Below are 17,743 nucleotides of genomic sequence, written 5' to 3'. Positions count from 1 at the left end.
CATGAATACCAAGCTTCTGATCCCGGCAATCCTGATAGCGATTATGATCGCTGTCTCTGCCTGTGAGACGCCGCAGCCCCATCGCTCCACGCCAATCAAGGCGCCCCCACAACCTACGACGATGACCAATCCAGATTGCGAAGAGGTGCGTCAGTTTCGAGTCTTTCAGGTTCTTGATGACTTTGCTCTGGCCTATGCTTGTAAAAACACTTCGTACGGTATGCCCGACACATTTTGCGACGGGCATACCGTCTTTCTTCCCAGAGAGCCGGGCAAAATCTACTACGACGATCAGATTATTAAAAGCCCCCCTGGCAAATGTGTTGTTTATGTAGGAACATACCGCATTGAACGACGCTATGATTACAAAACGGTCCCCGTCGTGAAGTTCGTCGATGCGAGAATACCTATTCCGCCGGAAACAAAAGACGCTACCCAGTAGCCCCTCACCTTGCTTGCCTGCCTCCCTCGCTCAAGAAGCCTGGTCCTGTGAGTCGGCTTGATTTCCAGATCCAGGCGAAGGCGGGCCGGGCCCGTGCCGCCACCTTTCGCACGTTGCACGGCGTTATCGAAACGCCCCTCTTTATGCCCGTCGGTACCAATGCCACGGTGAAGGGATTGCGCGTCGAAGATCTGAAAACGGTCGGATCACAGATCCTTCTCGCCAACACGTATCATCTTCTTCTGCGTCCCGGCGCCGAGGTTTTCGAGCGAATGGGCGGCATCCATCGCATGATGAACTGGTCGGGATCGGTGTTAACCGACTCGGGCGGATTTCAGATCTTCTCCCTGCCCCATTCGCGCAACATGACCGAAGAAGGCGCTCTCTTTCGCAGCTACGTCGACGGGGCGACGATTCTGCTCACGCCCGAGATGAGCATCGGCATGCAGAAGGCGATAGGATCTGACATTATGATGGCGCTCGACCAGTGTATTCCGTCGACGGCCGACTATAAAACGGCCGAAGAGGCGATGCATCTGACGCATCGCTGGGCGAAGCGCTCTCTTGAAGCCAGAGGCGATAGCGAGCAGGCCCTTTTCGGTATTATACAGGGCGCTCTTTTTCGTGATCTGCGCCGTCAGAGCGCCGAGACTCTGTCGGCCCTTGAGTTCGACGGATTCGCCATCGGCGGATTGGCCGTCGGCGAAACGAAAGATGAGCGCGAAGAGTTCACCAGCTTCACGACCGATCTCATGCCCGAGAACCGTCCGCGTTATCTGATGGGCGTGGGCACGCCCATCGATCTGCTTGAAGCGGTGAATGCCGGCGTCGATATGTTCGACTGTATCATTCCAAGCGCCCTTGCACAGCAGAGCGTCGCCTACACCAGCCGAGGACGCATGCGTCTTGAGCGATCGGTCTATAAATTCGCCGACGAGCCCGTCGATCCGGACTGCGATTGTTATACATGCGCTCATTACGGCAAGGCCTATATTCACCATCTGCATAAGGCCGATGAGATTCTCGGATGGCAGCTTCTCTCGATTCACAACCTGCGCTTCTATCATCGACTCATGGCCTCGATGCGCCGTCATATACTCGCCGGCAGTTTCGAATCGCTCTATAAAGAGCAGCGCGAGATTCTTGCCAATCCCGACACCGATCGTCCGCCCGGACCGCCTCCGGTGCGAACGCGAAACAAGCGCGAGTTCATCGAGTCTATCGGCGCCTTCTGTCTGCACGAATCGCGTGACGGCTTTGTGCGCATTCAGCATGCGCCGTCGGGCGAGGTGATGCATCCGGGCTCCGAGCCGGACGTCGAGGCACGACGCCTTTATGTCGAGCAATCCGAGCTGATACGACGGCTCGGCTCTTCGCCGTTAACCGTATGGGATGTGGGGCTCGGAGCGGCCTACAATGCGATGGCGACGATACGCGCATACGAAGCGGGGATTCACGCCCTGAGCCATTCAAAGACTCACAACAATGCCCGATCGGAATCCGCTTCGGCTATCGACGCCGCAACGTTGCCCGAGCTGCGTATCATCAGCTTCGAGAACGATCTCGACGCCCTGCGTCTTGCGCTGACACACGTCGATCGCTTTCCACATCTGAAACATGCCGGACCACACGTGCTTCTACGAGACGGCTTCTGGCAATCGAAACACAGCCCGATCTCCTGGCAGCTTGTGCAGGGCGATTTCCTTGAAACGATGAGCGAGGCCGATCGGCCCGATCTGATCTTCTACGATCCCTACTCTTACAAAACGAACGGTCCGCTCTGGTCGCTTGCTGCCTTCCGGTCGATGTATCGCATCTGCGGCGAGCACGATGCGGAGCTTTTCACCTATTCGGCGGCGACTCGCGTGCGTGCGACGCTGCTTGCCGCAGGCTTCTTTGTGGCGGCCGGAACGGGCACGGGATTGAAGTCCGACACGACGATGGCTTTAACCGAACAGGCGGTGCAGCGCCGCGGCACGTCCGCTCTGCTTGACGGGCGCTGGCTGGAGCGCTGGACTCGCAGCGACGCACGCTTTCCCGACGACGTCGACGAGGGCGAACGATCGCACTTCGCGCAGCTCATCGAAGGACATCGCCAGTTTGCCTTATAGGCCATTTGAAAAATCTCTGACGACCTCATGCCGACGATGACCGGAGTCATGATCACGGTGACGCCGGCCTCAGAATGAGTGGCCGGGGCATTAACGTTCGATTTCTGTGACCTATGACGCTTACTCAGCTTCGCTACATCGTCGCCGTTGACCGCTACGGAAGTTTTGTGGAGGCCGCACAGCATTGCCTGGTCACGCAGCCGACGCTCAGCCTGCAGATTCAAAAGCTCGAACACGAGATCGGCGTCGAGTTATTCGACAGACGCAAAACGCCCGTCGTTACGACGGCAGCCGGGCGTAAGATCATCGAACAGGCCCGCACCGTTCTTCGCGAAGCCGGCCGCCTTGAAGAGCTCTTTCGCGAAGACGAAGATGAGCTTGTGGGCGAGCTGCGTATCGCCCTGATTCCCACGCTTGCACCCGTGCTCATGCCCGAGCTCTTCCGATCGCTTTCGCGCAATCATCCGCATCTGCAGTTCCGCATCTATGAGCTGCCGACGTCTCAGATTATAGAGAAGATCCGCCATGACGAGATGGATATCGGCATCCTCGCCACTCCTCTGAAAGAGGATGATCTGACCGAGATTCCGCTTTATTATGAGCCCTTTGTCGCCTACTATCCGAAGGGAGTCACCCTGCCCGGACCGATCGAACTGCGCAACCTGGACCTGCGCCCCGACGGCGAAGGACGCTTTGAGATGATCCTGCTCGGCGAGGATCATTGTTTTCGCAATCAGTCGCTTCAGCTATGCGGAAGCCGCGCCGCCGGCCGCATCGAATGTGGCAGCCTTGAAACCCTGAAAAAGATGGTCGATCTCGGAGCGGGCATGACGCTGCTTCCACTGTTAGCCGCTCCGAAGAATGATCCGCGAGTGGTGACGCTTAAAGACCCGCAGCCGACGCGAGAGATCAGCCTGATTCACGGACCGTATTTTTTCAGACGCAAGCTACTTGATGCGGTGAAGCAGCTTATCCTTTCGCGCATCCCCCCTGAACTGAAGACGAAGAAGGGCCGCGATCTGATCGGCGTGCAGGTGTAGGGGATCAGACGATCGGCTCATGGCGGCATACCATGACGTTCAGCACCGGCTTTGCAAATATGCCCGTTTCTTTTTTCCAGAGTCCCTTTCGCAACGGCGCTATGCGATCATCAAGAGCAGTATCGGATAACGACTGAAGCGCTTGAAATGGGCGATCTTCGTGATTTGAAAGAGCGTCCTGCATTCCTTTATTGAGCGCATCCAGAAGAAAAGCATGCCGGTCGTCAATGGACTCCACTCTGTCAAATTCAAGCTCGGTGGACGTGAGGATTCTGCTCCCCGCGGAAAAAGCCTCATCTTCATCCACAGAGACTACACCAAATAGCACCTTTCCTCCATGCCGGTCAACGGACAGATAAGCCCTGCACCAGCAGCCGTCGTCTTTCGGTGCGTAGGTGCTGCCTGTCTTTACCGATACACCTTCAGCCCTCAAAAAGACGTGCACAGGTTCATTTTCAGACGATCGCGCGACCAGAGGAAACAGAGAGGAATGGCGAGCTCTGCGCGAAACCTGACTCGGATCAGGAATGCTACTCGATACTCCGGTAAAGAGAAAGCATGCCGACAGGAATTCCACCGTCTGCCGCAGCGGAAATCCGAACAGACCCTTCAGCGTTAGAATGAATTCAATCGTCAGATCGGAATAGCTCTGCTTTCTTCCGCCTGTATTTGTCTTGCTGCTGCTCCAGTACTGCTCCACCCCATCCTCAATCCATATAAAAAGATCGCCATCGTCGCCTATGCTATCTCGGAAATCGCTCCATTCCACGAAATATCTTCGCGGAAGCCTCGATAAGCGTTCTATGGCGGTTTTCCTCGGCATGGATCGATATTCCCCGATGAAGTTATTGAAATGCAATATTGCATTTTTGCGATGTTTAACCTACTTATTTTTTTTCGTAATTCTACCGCCAGAAAAAAAAACCTTTAACGAGATCCGGGTCAAAAAATATTTCAGTATCAACAAATCTCGAATTTGAAGGTGAAGATTGAGAGTAATAGCAATATTGCATGACTTTCTATTAGGTCACTGTTTCATCTAAACATTTGAATGCCTGATATCAATACTTCGAGCAGCCTGGTTCTGGATTTGCTTTCTCATTTTTTTGTTGTACAACAAAAAAAGCGAATTGACCGGATTCGTAGGCCCTCCCATTAAATATTCCCAGGTATTAAATATACCGTCGTGCGTGATGTTTCGTTAAACAGGCGAAAACCATCGCGCAGACGCAAAGTAGGAGGATTTGATTGCTATGGTCCAAAAATTGTTGCACAACAAATTTGTGTTGACGTTTTTTTCGAACGCATCTTTAATTGTGAGTCAGATGTATCGAGATTTCGAACACCCTCTACCCTATCTCGGTACGCCCTCTGATCTCGTGGTTCCAACTTTAAGAGGTAAAGGATCATGAGCGGCAGTATTCTGATAATAGATGACTCAGCAGCACAGCGTAAGCTGGTCCGCCTTGCCCTTGAGACACAGGGATACGTAGTTGTCGAGGCTGAAGACGGCATGCAGGCTATGGAAGCAATGGATCGCATTGGTGGCTCTACCCGGCTGATCCTATGCGACGTAAATATGCCCGTTATGAACGGCCTGGAATTCGTTCGTGAGCTAAAAAAGCGTGAGAACCATGCCGCCATTCCCGTCATCATGCTGACCACCGAAACGAACGAAACGATGGTCGAAGAAATGCAGTCCCTTGGCACGAACTCCTGGCTCACCAAGCCCTTCAAGATGAGCGATCTGATCACGGAAACCAGACGGCATATCCGCTTCTGATTCAGAAGAGGAGTCGCTAAGGCCTATGCAAGATCCCCGATTACAGCCCGGATTTAATGATTTCAGACTAAGAATAGATTCAATTTCTTCGGATCTTGAGTCCCTGCTGTTAATAGCGAAGCCGACAAACGATACGGTGAACGAGATTTTTCGTGGCATCCATGGCATCCGGGGAACGGCCGCCTTTCATGGTTTCAACGCCATCGCCGATCTTACAGCTCCCCTGGAAAGCTATCTTGATTCAGCGAGACTCTACGTCACCACTCTCTCTGATGAGCTGAGACGTGCTATCATCCTCTATGACGGCATATTGAAAGACTGGATGGAGCTCTATGACACGGGTCGTTACGAAGAACAGAGCCTGACGGAAAGATCCAGAGCGCTGCATAGAGAGATCGATTCTCTGACTCCAGTATTTCACGAGAATGAGCCTGAGTCGACCGACTCTCAGGTACCATCTGCCGATCTGAAATCGTCAGAGCCCCGATCCGGGAAACGCAGCATTCGCGTCGATGCGGAGAAACTCGACATCGTGATCGATGGCGTGGCGGAGGCCGTCGCCATTGCAGCCGCTATTCAGCAGATATCGCATACGGTGAAAAACGAGTATCTCGAGGAGCTGGCCTATCGAATGGGACGCCTTCTCAATGATGTTCGCACAGCGAGCCAGAAGCTACGGATGGTTCCTATTGAATCCCTCTTCTCACGGTTCTCACGAACGGTTTACGAACTGAGTCTGAACAAGGAACGACCTGCCAACCTGATCATCAAAGGCGGCGACACTCAGATCGACAGAAACCTGCTCGACCCACTGTACAGCGCCATTGAGCCGCTGATCATAAATGCCTTTGATCACGGAATAGAGTCTGCTGCCGAGCGCACTGCGGCGGCGAAACCGCGATCCGGTAGAATCACACTGTCGGCGAAACAGCAAGCAGGCTCAGTGACTATCGAAGTCGAAGACGACGGCCGCGGCGTTGATTTAGATGAAGTGAAAAACGCAGTACAGCGAAACGGTTTCAGCGCAAACGATGAAACCCTGTCAAACGAAGAGCTATTACAGATCATTGTAGACCTTGAGTTCAACAGAGATCGCGGGATGAGCGCGGCAACTCGCTTTATCCGCTCTCTGAATGGAGATATCTCGATTTCCTCTGTCAGAGGTCAGGGAACCACTGTCAGATTGACGATTCCGTTATCGGCGAGCAGCATCGACGGATTCCTGATGCGTATCGGACGTACGCTGTATGCCATTCCACTGGAGATGGTCGACGAATGCATGGAGTTTCGCGAAGGCGATAAAACCGTCGGAGAGCAGAACTTTGTCAGAGTACGAGATGAAATCATCCCGTTTATTAAGATGGATGAGTTCTTCGAAGAAGCGAGCGACAGCGTGGCACGTAAAAACCTTATGATCGTCCACTCGGGCAACATAAAAGCAGCCCTTGTCGTAGACGAGCTTCTGGGGCGCATGCATTCCATTATTAAACCGGCCGGTGATCTGTTCGAGGGTAAGAACGGCATCACGGGTTTCGCCGTCCTCGGCGACGGATCGACGGCTTTAATCATCGACACGGCATTGTTATTAAATACGGTTCGCGATCTATCTGTCGAGAATTCTTCGGCATTGGTCAATAGCGCACTGGAAATTGTCAGTAAAACAGAAAGTTAACCATCGGAGGGTTCATGTGAAATGGCTGAATGTGATTAAAATCGGACCGAGATTGATTATCAGTTTCCTGATAATCATCGGCCTGGTCGCTCTTGTTGCGTTTCTGGGAATCAGATCTACTTCAGATCTGGGCAAGCAGATGGATGAACTCTATAACATCAATCTCATCGGCGTTTCGCTCAGCAAGGGCGCCGAGGCCGATCTTCTCTTGATCCAGCGCGAGATGCGTACGATTATCATCGACGGCGATGCACAGAAACGAAAAGAAGCCTTCGCTCGTATCGAAGAGTCGCGAAGCAATATGCAGAACCGCTTGAAACAATATAAAGCGCTAATCATCGAAGAAAAGGAACAGAAGATCTTTGACGCCGTCATCGACATGATCCCCGATTTTGAGAAAGCGCAGAATGAAGTCGTTGCCGTGCGCATGGCGGACGGCGACAACGCAACGGAACAGGCCTGGGTGGCCTTCGGGCAGAAGGTCGCTCCGCTTGCCGTTGAGATGAACAAAAATCTGAGCACCCTGGCCGAAATGAATGATAGCCAGGCCGCCGCGGCACTTGCTCAGGCCCGGGCGAATACCGAGACGACTCAGAACTTGATTTTCATCACCTCGGCAGTATCGCTGCTCGTCGGTATGACCTTTGCCATCGTAATCAGCCTGAGTATAACAAGGCCTCTGAATCAGGTCGTAGCTATCTCTGAGCAGGTAGCACTGGGAGACGTTCAAATCGTAATCGATGATAGTGCGCGAGACGAATCGGGCATGCTTCTGCGAGCGATGAAGAAAATGATACAGGCCACGCAAGCCATTGTCAATGACGCCGAGAAGATGGCTGCGGGCGATATGACAGTAGACGTTCTCGTGCGCTCAGAAAAGGACGCTCTCGGACATTCTCTTTCAGATATGGTGAAACGTGTCGGCGAGGTGATCTCGGGCGTTCTCATCGGAACGAACAATATCGCAAGCGCATCGGAGCAGGTGAGCGCCACATCGCAGAATCTCAGTCAGGGCGCGAACGAACAGGCTGCGAGCGTCGAAGAAACAAGCTCTTCTCTGGAAGAGATGGGCGGCACCATCACACAGAATGCCGAGAACGCCAGACAGACGGAATCCATGGCCAGCAAAATGGTGAAGGATGCGAACGAAGGCGGAGAAGCCGTAAAACAGGCAGTTCAGGCGATGAAAGATATCGCCGAACGAATCGTAACCGTCGAAGACATCGCCTATCAGACCAACCTGCTTGCGCTGAATGCAGCGATTGAAGCGGCACGGGCCGGCGAGCACGGCATGGGCTTTGCTGTCGTCGCTAACGAGGTCCGCAAACTGGCTGAGAGATCTCAATCCTATGCAGGCGAAATCAGCAGTTTTGCCCGGAACTCCGTAACAGTGGCTGAACGAGCAGGCTCTCTGATAACCGAGATCATACCGAGCATAATGAAAATCTCTGATCTTATCAGAGAGATTTCAGCGGCCAGCGAAGAGCAGAAACAGGGCGTCGACCAGATCAACTCGGCCATGGGCCAGCTTGATAGAGTGACCCAGCAGAATGCCTCGGCATCGGAGGAGCTGTCGAGTATGTCTGAAGAGTTAACCACACAGGCCCAGGAGCTTCAAAAGCTTGTCGATTTTTTCACCGTGCGGAACAAAGAGAAGCTTGTGAGCAACTCCTCCGTTAAAAGAGAAAAGCTGACCACAAAACCTGTCGGTGAGGCTATGACAAAAACTCAGAAGACGGTGGAGGTCATCGACGAATCCAAGTTCGAGAGATTCTGAAATGGCAGTCTATCAACAAAACACAAACCAGCATCTCACCTTTCGACTGGGAAAGGATGAGTTCGGTATTGAGATTCTCGGCGTAAGAGAAATCCTGGAGTACAGGGAGCCTACCAGAGTTCCAAGAACCTCCCGATTCATCGCCGGCGTCATCAACATCAGAGGGAACGTCGTTCCTGTGATCAACCTTTCCCGGCTGTTTTTAGGCCGGGAGACCGACATTACAAAGCGAACGTGTATTCTCATACTCGAGATTTACGGCGATAAAGACGATATCATTGCCGGCGTTCTGGTAGATAGCGTTAACGAGGTGATCTCTATCAACAAGGAGAACATCGACCCTCCTCCGAACTTCGGCTCTCGTCTCCGGGCCGACTTCATCAAAGGAATGGGGCGACTGGAAGACCGCATCGTTATACTGCTCAACCCCTCGTCGGTGTTGAACTTCAATGAGATCGTCGAACTGACAAAATCGATCGATTCTTCTTCCTCTATAAAAGAATCCATTACGGATTCCATACTGGCGCAGAATCAGGACGAAACGCAGAGCGATCAGAGAGGCGCTCAAGACTCGCGCTGATGATAAGACTATTACCATTCTCACAGCAGCCTGCTTCTTCGCGAGGAAGGAGCAGGCCTTTTTTTGGCGCCTGCATAGAATACAGGCTCTGCATTTGAGAATGACCGATAACCAGAACTCCTTCAGAACTTTTGATGCGCGCCAGTCATCCGATCACTCTGCACGATCGATAGCAAGAATAAATTTACCGAGATGATGCTGTCGTAGAGCCTCATGGGCCACCGCCACGTCTTTCAATGGATAAACCTTCGAAACGACGGGACGAAGAGATCTGCCTTCAAGAAGGCCTGCCAGTCGACGCATAAGGTCGGCATCGGGATCGGCATTGTAGTTAAGTAGCGTATTGCCCGCAGGCGGCGTCGGCTCGGGGCTCAGATGCTCGGGACGATGATTGACAAGGTCTGCACTCACGGCAGCAAACTGTGCGTAAAAGCCTCCTTTGGGATTCAAGAAGCCCGAGGCGTACACCGCATCTCCTTCTTTATACCCTTTCACGGCTGCGCCGATCCGGGCGACCGTGCCGGCCCCTTCTGATCCGAGGATATACGGAAAATTAGCCACAAGGCCGAGCATCCGTGCGTAGCCTCCTTCTCGCTCAAAAACATCCCAGCTTCCAAGCCCGGCAAAATCCAGCCGGATCAGGATTTCATCGTCGTCGATTTCAGGGATAGCGACATCGATGATCTCGAAACGATCGATGCCTCCGAATTGATGGATAGCCGCAGCCTTCATTGTTTTGTTCATGGCCAGGCCAGCCTATCATGCCTGCCGGACAAAAAAGGGGGGCAGTGAAGAGAAAGCTCTGAAAAAAAACGTCCAAGCCTGCATTATTCGTTGTCGCGTATATTCAGCGGTCTAACACGGAACCGTGAAAGCACCGAAACCAGGAACGATTCAATGGAATGGTAGTGCCTGCACTCTCTTCTTTGCGTATGATGGTCCCGATCTTGAATGGCAGTTCGATGCGAATGAAAACCCTATCCAACCTGGCGGACAATCACTGGCCGTCGCCCTCAGCGAAGGGCTGGCTTCTACCGGCATTCAAACCTCCGCGGTCAATCAGCACAGCTATTTCGGATGGTCGTTTACAACGGTAGTCACTCCTTATCGTATCTATCATGTTGCGAATTGCGTCGGAAGGCATGCAGCCCTTACCTGCCATTTTAAAGGCCCGCTCTCGCATATTATACTCAGAAAGAAGAGACATCGCTTTCAGGAAGAGTACCTGCGACGACTGATTGACGAGCTCTCCTCTATTCCTTCTACCTTCAGGCTGCCCCAAGAATCACAGATTTCCTGAAAAGCTGATCTGAGAAGATCATCCTGTTAACTCTGGCTCGCTGCTCCGCCTCAGAACGATCGCATCGCGTACCGGTGGATTCCCGAAGAAGCGCGCATACTCGCGATTGAACTGCGACGTGCTTTCATAACCGACCTGATAGGCGGCTGATGCGGCACTGCATCCGCCGAAGGCGATGAGCTTTCTTGCCTCAAGCAGTCGAAGCTGCTTCTGAAACTGAATCGGACTCAGTCCTGTGATCTGCTTAAACTGACGATGCAGCGTCGTCACGGCCATGCCCGATCGATCGGCAAGAGTTCTTACCTCGATCCTTTTCAGGAAGTTCTTACGCAACCAGTCAATGGCATGATGGATGCCTAACTCGCGGCCCTGCATCTGACAGACATGATAGAGACGCCATCCCTGCGAACCGATCAGAGCCCTGTATAAAATCTCTCGCGTGTATAACGGAGCCAGCGCCTGAATATGCTGCGGAGTCTTCATCAGGCGCAGCAAACGCAGCCATGCCTCAAGGAATTCGCGATCGGCCTTACAGGCCTGAAAGCCTTCGCTATCGTCGCCGGCGATTCGTTCGGGAACATCAGAAAGCAGATCGACAAGTATCTTCTGATTCAGGCGCAGCCCCAGAGACAGATACGGCAGCCCCTTCGGCCCCTGCTCCACCTTGCCCGTTGCCGGTAGCTCCACCGAAATAATGAAATACGACGGCGGAAGCATACGCAGAACCTGATCGCCGATGGATAACGTTTTCGCCCCCTGAATCAACAGGCCGATATACGGCTCGTAAATTGCGGCCAGCTGGTGTTCGGGCACATCTCCCTGAATCATGACGACATCGGGGATGCCCGTCTCTGTGGGAGTCGTCGTCGCCTGTGCGCAGAGCTGAGCGATCTCCTCTGTAATGGCCTGAAAGGGCTGCATCGTTTCAAAAAGACGCCCCGGCAGAATCAGGCAACCGTAAAAATATCGCCCGGCAAAAACATGAGAACAATAACGCATCATCGGTCTCTGTTAATTTCCGCTTCCGAAGGGCGGTAGGATCAGGCAATATATCGACAGCATCGGATCTTGTAATCCGTCGGTATCGTCGCTAAGATACGTGTATAACTCAAACGGAGGATCGTATGAAAGTAGCGATTATTACAGGCGGAAGCAACGGCATAGGAAAAGGAACGGCAATTGAATTATCAAAGCGCGGGATCGGAGTCATTATCACCTACCACTCTCATCCCGAGGCGGCGGAGGCCCTTCTCAAAGAGCTGAACTGGAACGAAGCCAGAGCGGCGGCGCTACGGCTTGATCTGAATCAGCCGGCGTCGTTTGCGAATTTCACGGAGCAGGTAAAGAAAACGTTGCACAACGTCTGGGGACGCACCAGCTTCGACTATCTGATCAACAACGGCGGCATGGGAGGCGGTATGCCGTTTACCGATGTAACCGAGCAGTTCTTCGATCAGATCATGACGACGAACTTCAAGGGCCCGTATTTTCTTACACAGCATCTGCTCGGTCTGCTCGAAGACGGCGGACGCATCGTGAATACTTCAAGTAACTCCAGCTACAAAACCTTCGCCGGATATTCGACTTACGGTCCGTCGAAGGCCGCTATGGCGGCGTGGACGCGGTATCTCGCAAAAGAGCTGGCGCCACGCCGCATTCTCGTTAACGCCATCTCTCCCGGTCCGACGCATACGAATATCGGAGACGGCGTTTTTGAAAAGCATCCGGAATACCTCGAACCGCTGGCAAAAGAAACGGCGCTCGGTCGCATCGGCAGGCCCGACGATATGGCGAAGGTGATCGCCGGCCTGGTATCTGACGATTTCGGTTGGGTAACGGCCCAGGATATCGAGGTCTCGGGCGGTCATATACTCTGATGAGGCAACCGGCTTCGGCTTTTATGAAGGAAGTCGAGGCCGGATCAACCTCTCCAGAATCGTTTTTCAATACGGCGAAAATCCGGAGTGCCGCTAATACTCAGCAAATACGGACCGAGTCGCAGGAGTTCTGTGTCATCAGGCGCTCCTGTCCATTCTGTAACGTAAATGGCATTTCCATAATCTCTGGATGACGAAGACCAGATTGCCAGGTCATAGGCCGCCGACACGGTATTCAAGAAATCTGACAGATAAGGCCGCAGTCGAGTAAAGTAAGGGCCTGCACGAAACACCGGCTCACATCCTGGATCTTCCTCGGTCGAGAAAAGAAGAGTTTCATCAAGGTCAAGAATGAGAAGAGGATTAAATGGTTTCATACCAGCCCATCCCCACACAGCCGGCATCTTCCCGCTGAATTCGGTCTTTTATATGTCTGGCATGTTGGACAGCAGACCTGTCGATCCAGGTAGCGAGCCATATCCATCAGCACTTCGCCGTTTACAGAAATCCGAAACGCTTTTTGCAAACGTTCTTTCGTCGGACGTCGACGATCTCGTTAATGCCGTGCTTATCGAATCTATCAAACAGAGCATCCAGCCCCTTTTCAAGCTTGAAGTTCATCTCCTCTGTATATAGCGGCACCAACGCGAAGAAGTGGATCTCTTTCTCTTTATCGACCAACAGTGTATGAAACGATGGCGCCACAGCGATCGGCGGTAGCAAAACGACGCCTGTAAAGCCGGTGGACTCGTGATAGGGCTCGGCCGGATCCCCGTTCGGAATCGAATGGCCGAAACTCAGCCAGCTATTATACTCAAACGGAAAACGAGCAAGGCTTTTCAAAAGATAGATCGGCCAGTAGTATTTCATGTCTTTGAACGATTCTTGATCAACCTTCCATTGCGGAGGCAGGCAGATCATCAGCTCGGCATATCGATAGGCCTCTGCTCCTTTCGGAACGTTCATCGGCAGGTTGCTCATGCCCATCGTAATGAATGTATGATGGGCATGCTCCGGCGAAGGTGCGACATAGAGAACGTCAAGATGGATGTCGGTCGAAACGATCTCATGCCAGACAAAATCCACTTTGCCGTAATGTGCGGCAACATGGGCATCGATCTTTTCGGCCGTTGCATCGTCGATATGAACGGCCGGACGGTCTTCTTTATTCTGTGGGAGCTCGTAGCGATAGATCGGCTGTCCCGATCCCGAGATCTCGATATTGTCGTTCTTGTCGTTATTCATAAAGTCTCCTGCACGATCCTCACCGGCCTGACGGCGGCTCGGGATGCTCTTTTACAAGAAATTTTCGCTCTATTTCCATTTTCGGTCTCCGCGTATAGTATCTCTATCGACGTACAGGTCAACCGTAATGCATTCGGTTCGCCCGGCATGCGTGAAAAGCCGACAAAAATGCGATCTCTTATTGACTGCAGAGAGGGGATTTTTGTTCTTATAAATTCAGACTATGCTGCGCACACAGAACCTCCGCATTCGCGAACTCACTCCCATCATCTCGCCCTACTCCCTGAAGCAGGTATTCCCCCTTTCTGAGGCCATCGCCCTGCGCGTCACCGAAGCCCGCACAACGGTCGTCGACATCCTGAACGGACGCGACCGCCGCCTGATCGCGGTCGTCGGTCCGTGCTCCATTCACGATCCCAAGGCGGCGCTCGACTACGCCGCCCGGCTTGCCGCCCTTGCAAAAGAGATAGAACAGCAGATCTTCATCGTCATGCGCGTCTATTTCGAGAAGCCGCGCACAACGATCGGATGGAAGGGCCTGATTAACGATCCCGACCTGAACAAATCCCACCAGATCAGCAAAGGCCTTGGCGTCGCCCGCTCGCTGATGCTCACGATCAACGGACTCGGCTTACCCGTCGCCGGCGAGATGCTTGATCCGATCACGCCGCATTACCTGGCCGACCTCATCACGTGGGGCGCCATCGGAGCGCGCACGACGGAATCGCAGACGCATCGCGAGATGGTCAGCGGACTTTCCTTCCCTGTCGGATTCAAGAACGGCACAGACGGCAATCTGCAGATCGCCATCGACGCCATGAAGACCGCTAACCATCCGCATACCTTTCTGGGAATCAACAACGAAGGCCAGACGTCGATCGTGCATACGCTGGGTAATCAGGACGTGCATGTCGTCCTTCGCGGAGGCAACGATACGCCGAACTACTCGCCCGACGACATCCGACGCACCGAAGAGATGCTTGCGAAGGCCGGAGTGCCGAAGGCCATCATGGTCGACTGCAGCCATGCGAACTCCTACAAAGACCATACGAAGCAGGAGGCGGTGCTCGACTCCATCGTCGAACAGATCGTAGCCGGCAACGACTCCATCCGCGGAATCATGCTTGAAAGCTTCCTGAAGGCGGGTAACCAGTCTCTCACCGAGCCCGACAAGCTGGAATACGGCCTGTCGATCACCGACAAATGCGTGGACTGGGATAATACCGAACGCATGCTGCGCGAAGCGGCGCAGAGGCTTGCAAACAGGTAAGGTCTTGAAGGCCGTCGAATCCGTCCAGAGGCTATCAGGCCGGATTCCGCTCTGGGCGCAATGTCTGATCATTGTGTACTCCGTACATGCGGCCTTTCTTACGACGTTCGGTCAGCTCTTTGTCGTTATCCGCAAGGCCTACGATATCGGCCAGCTGCAGTTCGTTCGGCCTTTAAAAATACTTCCGAATAGCGTCACTCTCGGCTGGGATTCGGCTCCGTATCAGGAGCTCATGCAGAGTTATGCGCATAACGTATGGCCGCCTCTGTATCCGATGATGCTTCGCGCTGCGAGCTGGCTTGTTCCTGACGATGGGCCCGTCTTTGCCGCTGCCGCACAGATGATCGGCTTCGCCTCGCATATCGCCATCGCCGTCGGTCTGACGCGATACGGATCTCAACTTCGACTTTCGCGTGAGCAGATTCGCGCCGCCGTATTGCTCGTCTTCTTCTTTCCAGGTCATAATGTGATGTTTGCGGCTTATTCCGAGCCGCTGTATATAGCGCTTTCCGTCTGGTGTTTTGTGACGCTGCGAGCGGATCGGTTTTTATGGGTCGCTCTGTTCGCGTCGTTAGCCGTGCTCACGCGCAACATGGGATTATTTCTTGCCGTGGCGCTGCTATCGGCTCCGATTCTGATTCCCCTGCAACGAAAAGGCCTGCCCACGGCAGAGCGCTTCTTCAGTATGCGTTCGCTTTCAGAATTCTCAGCGGCTCTCGGGAGGCTGTGGCCGGTCGTCCTTCCCCTGCTTGTCGGCCTGGCATGGTATTTCGGTTCGGCATCCTATTTCGGGCAAACGCCGGACCAGGCCGCAGATGGTTGGGCCCGGGATCTTCTCGTACATCATGTTCCACAGGGCGCCGACGCTCGCCTCTGGGTGCTGGAGTATCTGGCGTTTAAAGGGCCGCCGGGAACGGTTCTGCTCTTCTATGCTACATTGATCGCGGTTCCGCTCCTGATTCAGAGGAAGCTCTATGTGGAGGCTACGTATGTGCTGGCCTTTTTTGCAAGCTTCGCCTTCTATCTATACCGGCCGTTTCCCTTCCCCCGTTACGTTTCGGTTTTCTTCCCGTCGGTGTTTGTCGTTGTGTCGCTATTTCGTCCGGGCTGGCTGCTCGGGCTTTCCGTAACGCTGAGCGTCATCTATTCGGAGTTCATGCATGTAATCCTGTTCTCGGGATGGGCCGGCGAGCCGTGAAGAGTGAAGGAATGCGTTTTTTTGTGGTTTAGAGGCTTCCGGGGGCCCGAAGCCAGATAAAAGGATTGCAAGTCCGTGCATAACATGAATGCTTTAAGGGCCACGACTCGATTTCATGATCGGTTTCAACGGGGTGGTTTCCCCGGTTTTTCCCTCGTCATTTCGCTTCATTACACCAGTCTCAGCTCTGTCATCTGCAACTGCACTTGAATTTTCTTTCTGATTCGATCGAATCCCCGGACCGATCCAATTCTCTCGGCTAAACTATTCTGACGGACGTCGGAAAGCAGGTAATTTGCATGAACATCCTACAGGTAGCGACCCTGAACCGACCCATCGGTCTGCAATCGCGCTATTCCCCTATTGAAGCCGTCATCTACAATATTGACAGAGGCCTCAGCGGCCTCAGGCATCACTCCATCGTCGCCTGCCCGGCGGACTCAGTCGTCTTCGGAGAACATTGCATTACCATTGCGAAGGCCTTCACGGAATACTGGAGCGAAAATAAAAAAGAGCAGCGCGATGAGATGAAGAAGCACCTGCTTATCTCCCTGGAGCGAGCCATTAGAGGAGATATTGATATCATCCATCTGCATGATGCCACCATGCTCGAATACATCTTCCGGGGCGTGGTGACAGGTCCTGTGCCCATCGTAATGACGCTGCATGTTCCGGTCGAAGAGGAAGCAGCCTTCCGAAAATGGAATAAGTATCTGAAGCCGTCCGCCGGTGTATTTTTTGTGCCTATCAGCGAATACCAGCGCAAGCAACATGAAGGCCTGATAAACCTTCAAGAAGTCATCCATCACGGCATCGACATCGATGATTATCCTTTTCTCGACAGCGACAACCGAGAGGAATACTTTTTCTCGCTCGGACGAATCACACGCGATAAGGGACAGGACAGAGCAATCGAAATAGCGAAGAGAAGCGGTCTACAGCTGATTATTGCCGGAAACGTCCAGAATAAAGAAAAGGATCGGTTATTCTTCTCGGAGATCAGCGAATCTCTCGATCTCTTCGCCGATCTTTCAACGGTCCCGGTTGATAAGGATTATTTTTCCAGAGTCATGAAGCCGATCCTTGATAGCGGCAAGCAGATCATCTACATAGGAGAGCTCAGCGATGATCAGAAAAAGCAGTGGTTTGTTCATGCCAGAGCCACGCTCTTTCCTATTCAATGGGGAGAACCCTTCGGTCTCGTCCTGATCGAATCCATGGCCTGCGGAACACCGGTCATCGCTCTTAATCGGGGCTCTGTTCCCGAGATCGTCGTTCATGGAGAAACCGGATTCGTAGTGAATACGATAGAAGAAATCGTGTCGTTAACGGATTCTATATCGGCAATTGATCCCAGAACCTGTCGCAGGCATGTTGCCGATCACTTTTCCATCGAGGTAATGGCTCGAAAGTACTCCAGACTGTACCACAGGATCAGGAATTAACCT

16 protein-coding genes and 2 pseudogenes are annotated in these 17,743 nt (G+C 53.1%); 13 read left to right on the top strand and 5 right to left on the bottom strand.

Going from position 1 to position 17,743, the window contains the following annotated elements; translation table 11 throughout:
• Nucleotide 1 precedes the first annotated feature (1 nt).
• The 3 genes from LEPIL_RS05715 (at nucleotide 2) to LEPIL_RS05705 (ending at nucleotide 3,593) form a co-directional block, all read left to right on the top strand.
• Nucleotides 2-442 (top strand): hypothetical protein, encoded by a 441-nt coding sequence (locus LEPIL_RS05715; RefSeq protein WP_002770825.1) that lies wholly within the window; start codon nucleotides 2-4, stop codon nucleotides 440-442.
• 47 nt (nucleotides 443-489) lie between these two features.
• The gene (gene tgt, locus LEPIL_RS05710; RefSeq protein WP_002770823.1) at nucleotides 490-2,553 is read left to right on the top strand and encodes a tRNA guanosine(34) transglycosylase Tgt; all 2,064 of its coding nucleotides are present in this window, start codon (nucleotides 490-492) and stop codon (nucleotides 2,551-2,553) included.
• A 113-nt stretch (nucleotides 2,554-2,666) separates the two neighbouring features.
• A complete protein-coding gene (locus tag LEPIL_RS05705; RefSeq protein WP_002770821.1) occupies nucleotides 2,667-3,593 on the top strand; it encodes a LysR substrate-binding domain-containing protein in 927 nt (308 codons plus the stop codon).
• A gap of 4 nt (nucleotides 3,594-3,597) precedes the next feature.
• Here LEPIL_RS05705 and LEPIL_RS05700 read toward each other — a convergent pair whose 3' ends face one another.
• Nucleotides 3,598-4,362 (bottom strand): transposase, encoded by a 765-nt coding sequence (locus LEPIL_RS05700; RefSeq protein WP_157135030.1) that lies wholly within the window; start codon nucleotides 4,360-4,362, stop codon nucleotides 3,598-3,600.
• Between the two features lie 639 nt (nucleotides 4,363-5,001).
• On the opposite strand from LEPIL_RS05700, the gene LEPIL_RS05695 reads away from it, so the two are divergent.
• From LEPIL_RS05695 to LEPIL_RS05680, 5 genes and pseudogenes are all read left to right on the top strand, one after another.
• Nucleotides 5,002-5,376: a response regulator gene (locus LEPIL_RS05695; protein ID WP_002770815.1), complete on the top strand. Its 375-nt coding sequence runs from the start codon at nucleotides 5,002-5,004 to the stop codon at nucleotides 5,374-5,376.
• Between the two features lie 25 nt (nucleotides 5,377-5,401).
• Nucleotides 5,402-7,048, top strand: coding sequence for a chemotaxis protein CheA (locus LEPIL_RS05690; RefSeq protein ID WP_002770813.1), 1,647 nt, complete (start codon nucleotides 5,402-5,404; stop codon nucleotides 7,046-7,048).
• Between the two features lie 16 nt (nucleotides 7,049-7,064).
• Nucleotides 7,065-7,613, top strand: a pseudogene (locus LEPIL_RS24110) (MCP four helix bundle domain-containing protein); the annotation flags it as partial.
• 417 nt (nucleotides 7,614-8,030) lie between these two features.
• A pseudogene (locus LEPIL_RS24105) lies at nucleotides 8,031-8,655 on the top strand (methyl-accepting chemotaxis protein); the annotation flags it as partial.
• Between the two features lie 171 nt (nucleotides 8,656-8,826).
• Nucleotides 8,827-9,405 (top strand): chemotaxis protein CheW, encoded by a 579-nt coding sequence (locus LEPIL_RS05680; protein WP_002770809.1) that lies wholly within the window; start codon nucleotides 8,827-8,829, stop codon nucleotides 9,403-9,405.
• A gap of 153 nt (nucleotides 9,406-9,558) precedes the next feature.
• Here LEPIL_RS05680 and LEPIL_RS21705 read toward each other — a convergent pair whose 3' ends face one another.
• Entirely contained in the window at nucleotides 9,559-10,149 is a 591-nt protein-coding gene (locus LEPIL_RS21705; RefSeq protein ID WP_002770807.1) for an alcohol dehydrogenase catalytic domain-containing protein, read from the bottom strand.
• Between the two features lie 124 nt (nucleotides 10,150-10,273).
• Here LEPIL_RS21705 and LEPIL_RS23340 point away from each other — a divergent pair, with 124 nt between their 5' ends.
• The gene (locus tag LEPIL_RS23340; protein WP_002770805.1) at nucleotides 10,274-10,705 is read left to right on the top strand and encodes a hypothetical protein; all 432 of its coding nucleotides are present in this window, start codon (nucleotides 10,274-10,276) and stop codon (nucleotides 10,703-10,705) included.
• An 18-nt stretch (nucleotides 10,706-10,723) separates the two neighbouring features.
• Here LEPIL_RS23340 and LEPIL_RS05665 read toward each other — a convergent pair whose 3' ends face one another.
• A complete protein-coding gene (locus LEPIL_RS05665; RefSeq protein WP_040919649.1) occupies nucleotides 10,724-11,626 on the bottom strand; it encodes an AraC family transcriptional regulator in 903 nt (300 codons plus the stop codon).
• Nucleotides 11,627-11,829: 203 nt separating this feature from the next.
• On the opposite strand from LEPIL_RS05665, the gene LEPIL_RS05660 reads away from it, so the two are divergent.
• Nucleotides 11,830-12,582, top strand: coding sequence for an SDR family NAD(P)-dependent oxidoreductase (locus tag LEPIL_RS05660; protein ID WP_002770800.1), 753 nt, complete (start codon nucleotides 11,830-11,832; stop codon nucleotides 12,580-12,582).
• Nucleotides 12,583-12,626: 44 nt separating this feature from the next.
• Here the strand turns inward: LEPIL_RS05660 and LEPIL_RS05655 are convergent, their stop codons facing one another.
• On the bottom strand, nucleotides 12,627-12,959 hold the full coding sequence (locus LEPIL_RS05655; RefSeq protein ID WP_002770798.1) for an HAD family hydrolase: 333 nt from the start codon (nucleotides 12,957-12,959) through the stop codon (nucleotides 12,627-12,629).
• A gap of 121 nt (nucleotides 12,960-13,080) precedes the next feature.
• Nucleotides 13,081-13,827: a suppressor of fused domain protein gene (locus LEPIL_RS05650; protein WP_002770796.1), complete on the bottom strand. Its 747-nt coding sequence runs from the start codon at nucleotides 13,825-13,827 to the stop codon at nucleotides 13,081-13,083.
• A gap of 223 nt (nucleotides 13,828-14,050) precedes the next feature.
• On the opposite strand from LEPIL_RS05650, the gene LEPIL_RS05645 reads away from it, so the two are divergent.
• The 3 genes from LEPIL_RS05645 (at nucleotide 14,051) to LEPIL_RS21700 (ending at nucleotide 17,740) form a co-directional block, all read left to right on the top strand.
• The gene (locus LEPIL_RS05645) at nucleotides 14,051-15,097 is read left to right on the top strand and encodes a 3-deoxy-7-phosphoheptulonate synthase (protein ID WP_002770794.1); all 1,047 of its coding nucleotides are present in this window, start codon (nucleotides 14,051-14,053) and stop codon (nucleotides 15,095-15,097) included.
• Entirely contained in the window at nucleotides 15,084-16,295 is a 1,212-nt protein-coding gene (locus tag LEPIL_RS05640; protein WP_143464795.1) for a hypothetical protein, read from the top strand. Before LEPIL_RS05645 ends, LEPIL_RS05640 begins: the two co-directional genes overlap by 14 nt.
• Nucleotides 16,296-16,594: 299 nt before the next feature.
• Complete coding sequence (locus tag LEPIL_RS21700; protein WP_002770788.1) at nucleotides 16,595-17,740, top strand: glycosyltransferase family 4 protein; 1,146 nt, start codon at nucleotides 16,595-16,597, stop codon at nucleotides 17,738-17,740.
• Nucleotides 17,741-17,743: the final 3 nt, after the last annotated feature.

This window comes from Leptonema illini DSM 21528, from assembly GCF_000243335.1.
Taxonomy (GTDB): Bacteria; Spirochaetota; Leptospiria; order Leptospirales; family Leptonemataceae; genus Leptonema; species Leptonema illini.
Note: the sequence above shows the minus strand (reverse complement) of the source record. Positions and strands in the feature narration are given on the sequence as shown.

Excerpts from the sequence above, each read along its gene's own strand:
- LEPIL_RS05715 (WP_002770825.1), top strand. The coding sequence starts at position 2 with ATGAATACCAAGCTTCTGATCCCGGCAATCCTGATAGCGATTATGATC.
- LEPIL_RS05705 (WP_002770821.1), top strand. The coding sequence starts at position 2,667 with ATGACGCTTACTCAGCTTCGCTACATCGTCGCCGTTGACCGCTACGGA.
- LEPIL_RS05695 (WP_002770815.1), top strand. The coding sequence starts at position 5,002 with ATGAGCGGCAGTATTCTGATAATAGATGACTCAGCAGCACAGCGTAAG.
- LEPIL_RS05690 (WP_002770813.1), top strand. The coding sequence starts at position 5,402 with ATGCAAGATCCCCGATTACAGCCCGGATTTAATGATTTCAGACTAAGA.
- LEPIL_RS05680 (WP_002770809.1), top strand. The coding sequence starts at position 8,827 with ATGGCAGTCTATCAACAAAACACAAACCAGCATCTCACCTTTCGACTG.
- LEPIL_RS21705 (WP_002770807.1), bottom strand. The coding sequence starts at position 10,149 with ATGAACAAAACAATGAAGGCTGCGGCTATCCATCAATTCGGAGGCATC.
- LEPIL_RS05665 (WP_040919649.1), bottom strand. The coding sequence starts at position 11,626 with ATGCAGCCCTTTCAGGCCATTACAGAGGAGATCGCTCAGCTCTGCGCA.
- LEPIL_RS05660 (WP_002770800.1), top strand. The coding sequence starts at position 11,830 with ATGAAAGTAGCGATTATTACAGGCGGAAGCAACGGCATAGGAAAAGGA.
- LEPIL_RS05655 (WP_002770798.1), bottom strand. The coding sequence starts at position 12,959 with ATGAAACCATTTAATCCTCTTCTCATTCTTGACCTTGATGAAACTCTT.
- LEPIL_RS05650 (WP_002770796.1), bottom strand. The coding sequence starts at position 13,827 with ATGAATAACGACAAGAACGACAATATCGAGATCTCGGGATCGGGACAG.
- LEPIL_RS05645 (WP_002770794.1), top strand. The coding sequence starts at position 14,051 with ATGCTGCGCACACAGAACCTCCGCATTCGCGAACTCACTCCCATCATC.
- LEPIL_RS21700 (WP_002770788.1), top strand. The coding sequence starts at position 16,595 with ATGAACATCCTACAGGTAGCGACCCTGAACCGACCCATCGGTCTGCAA.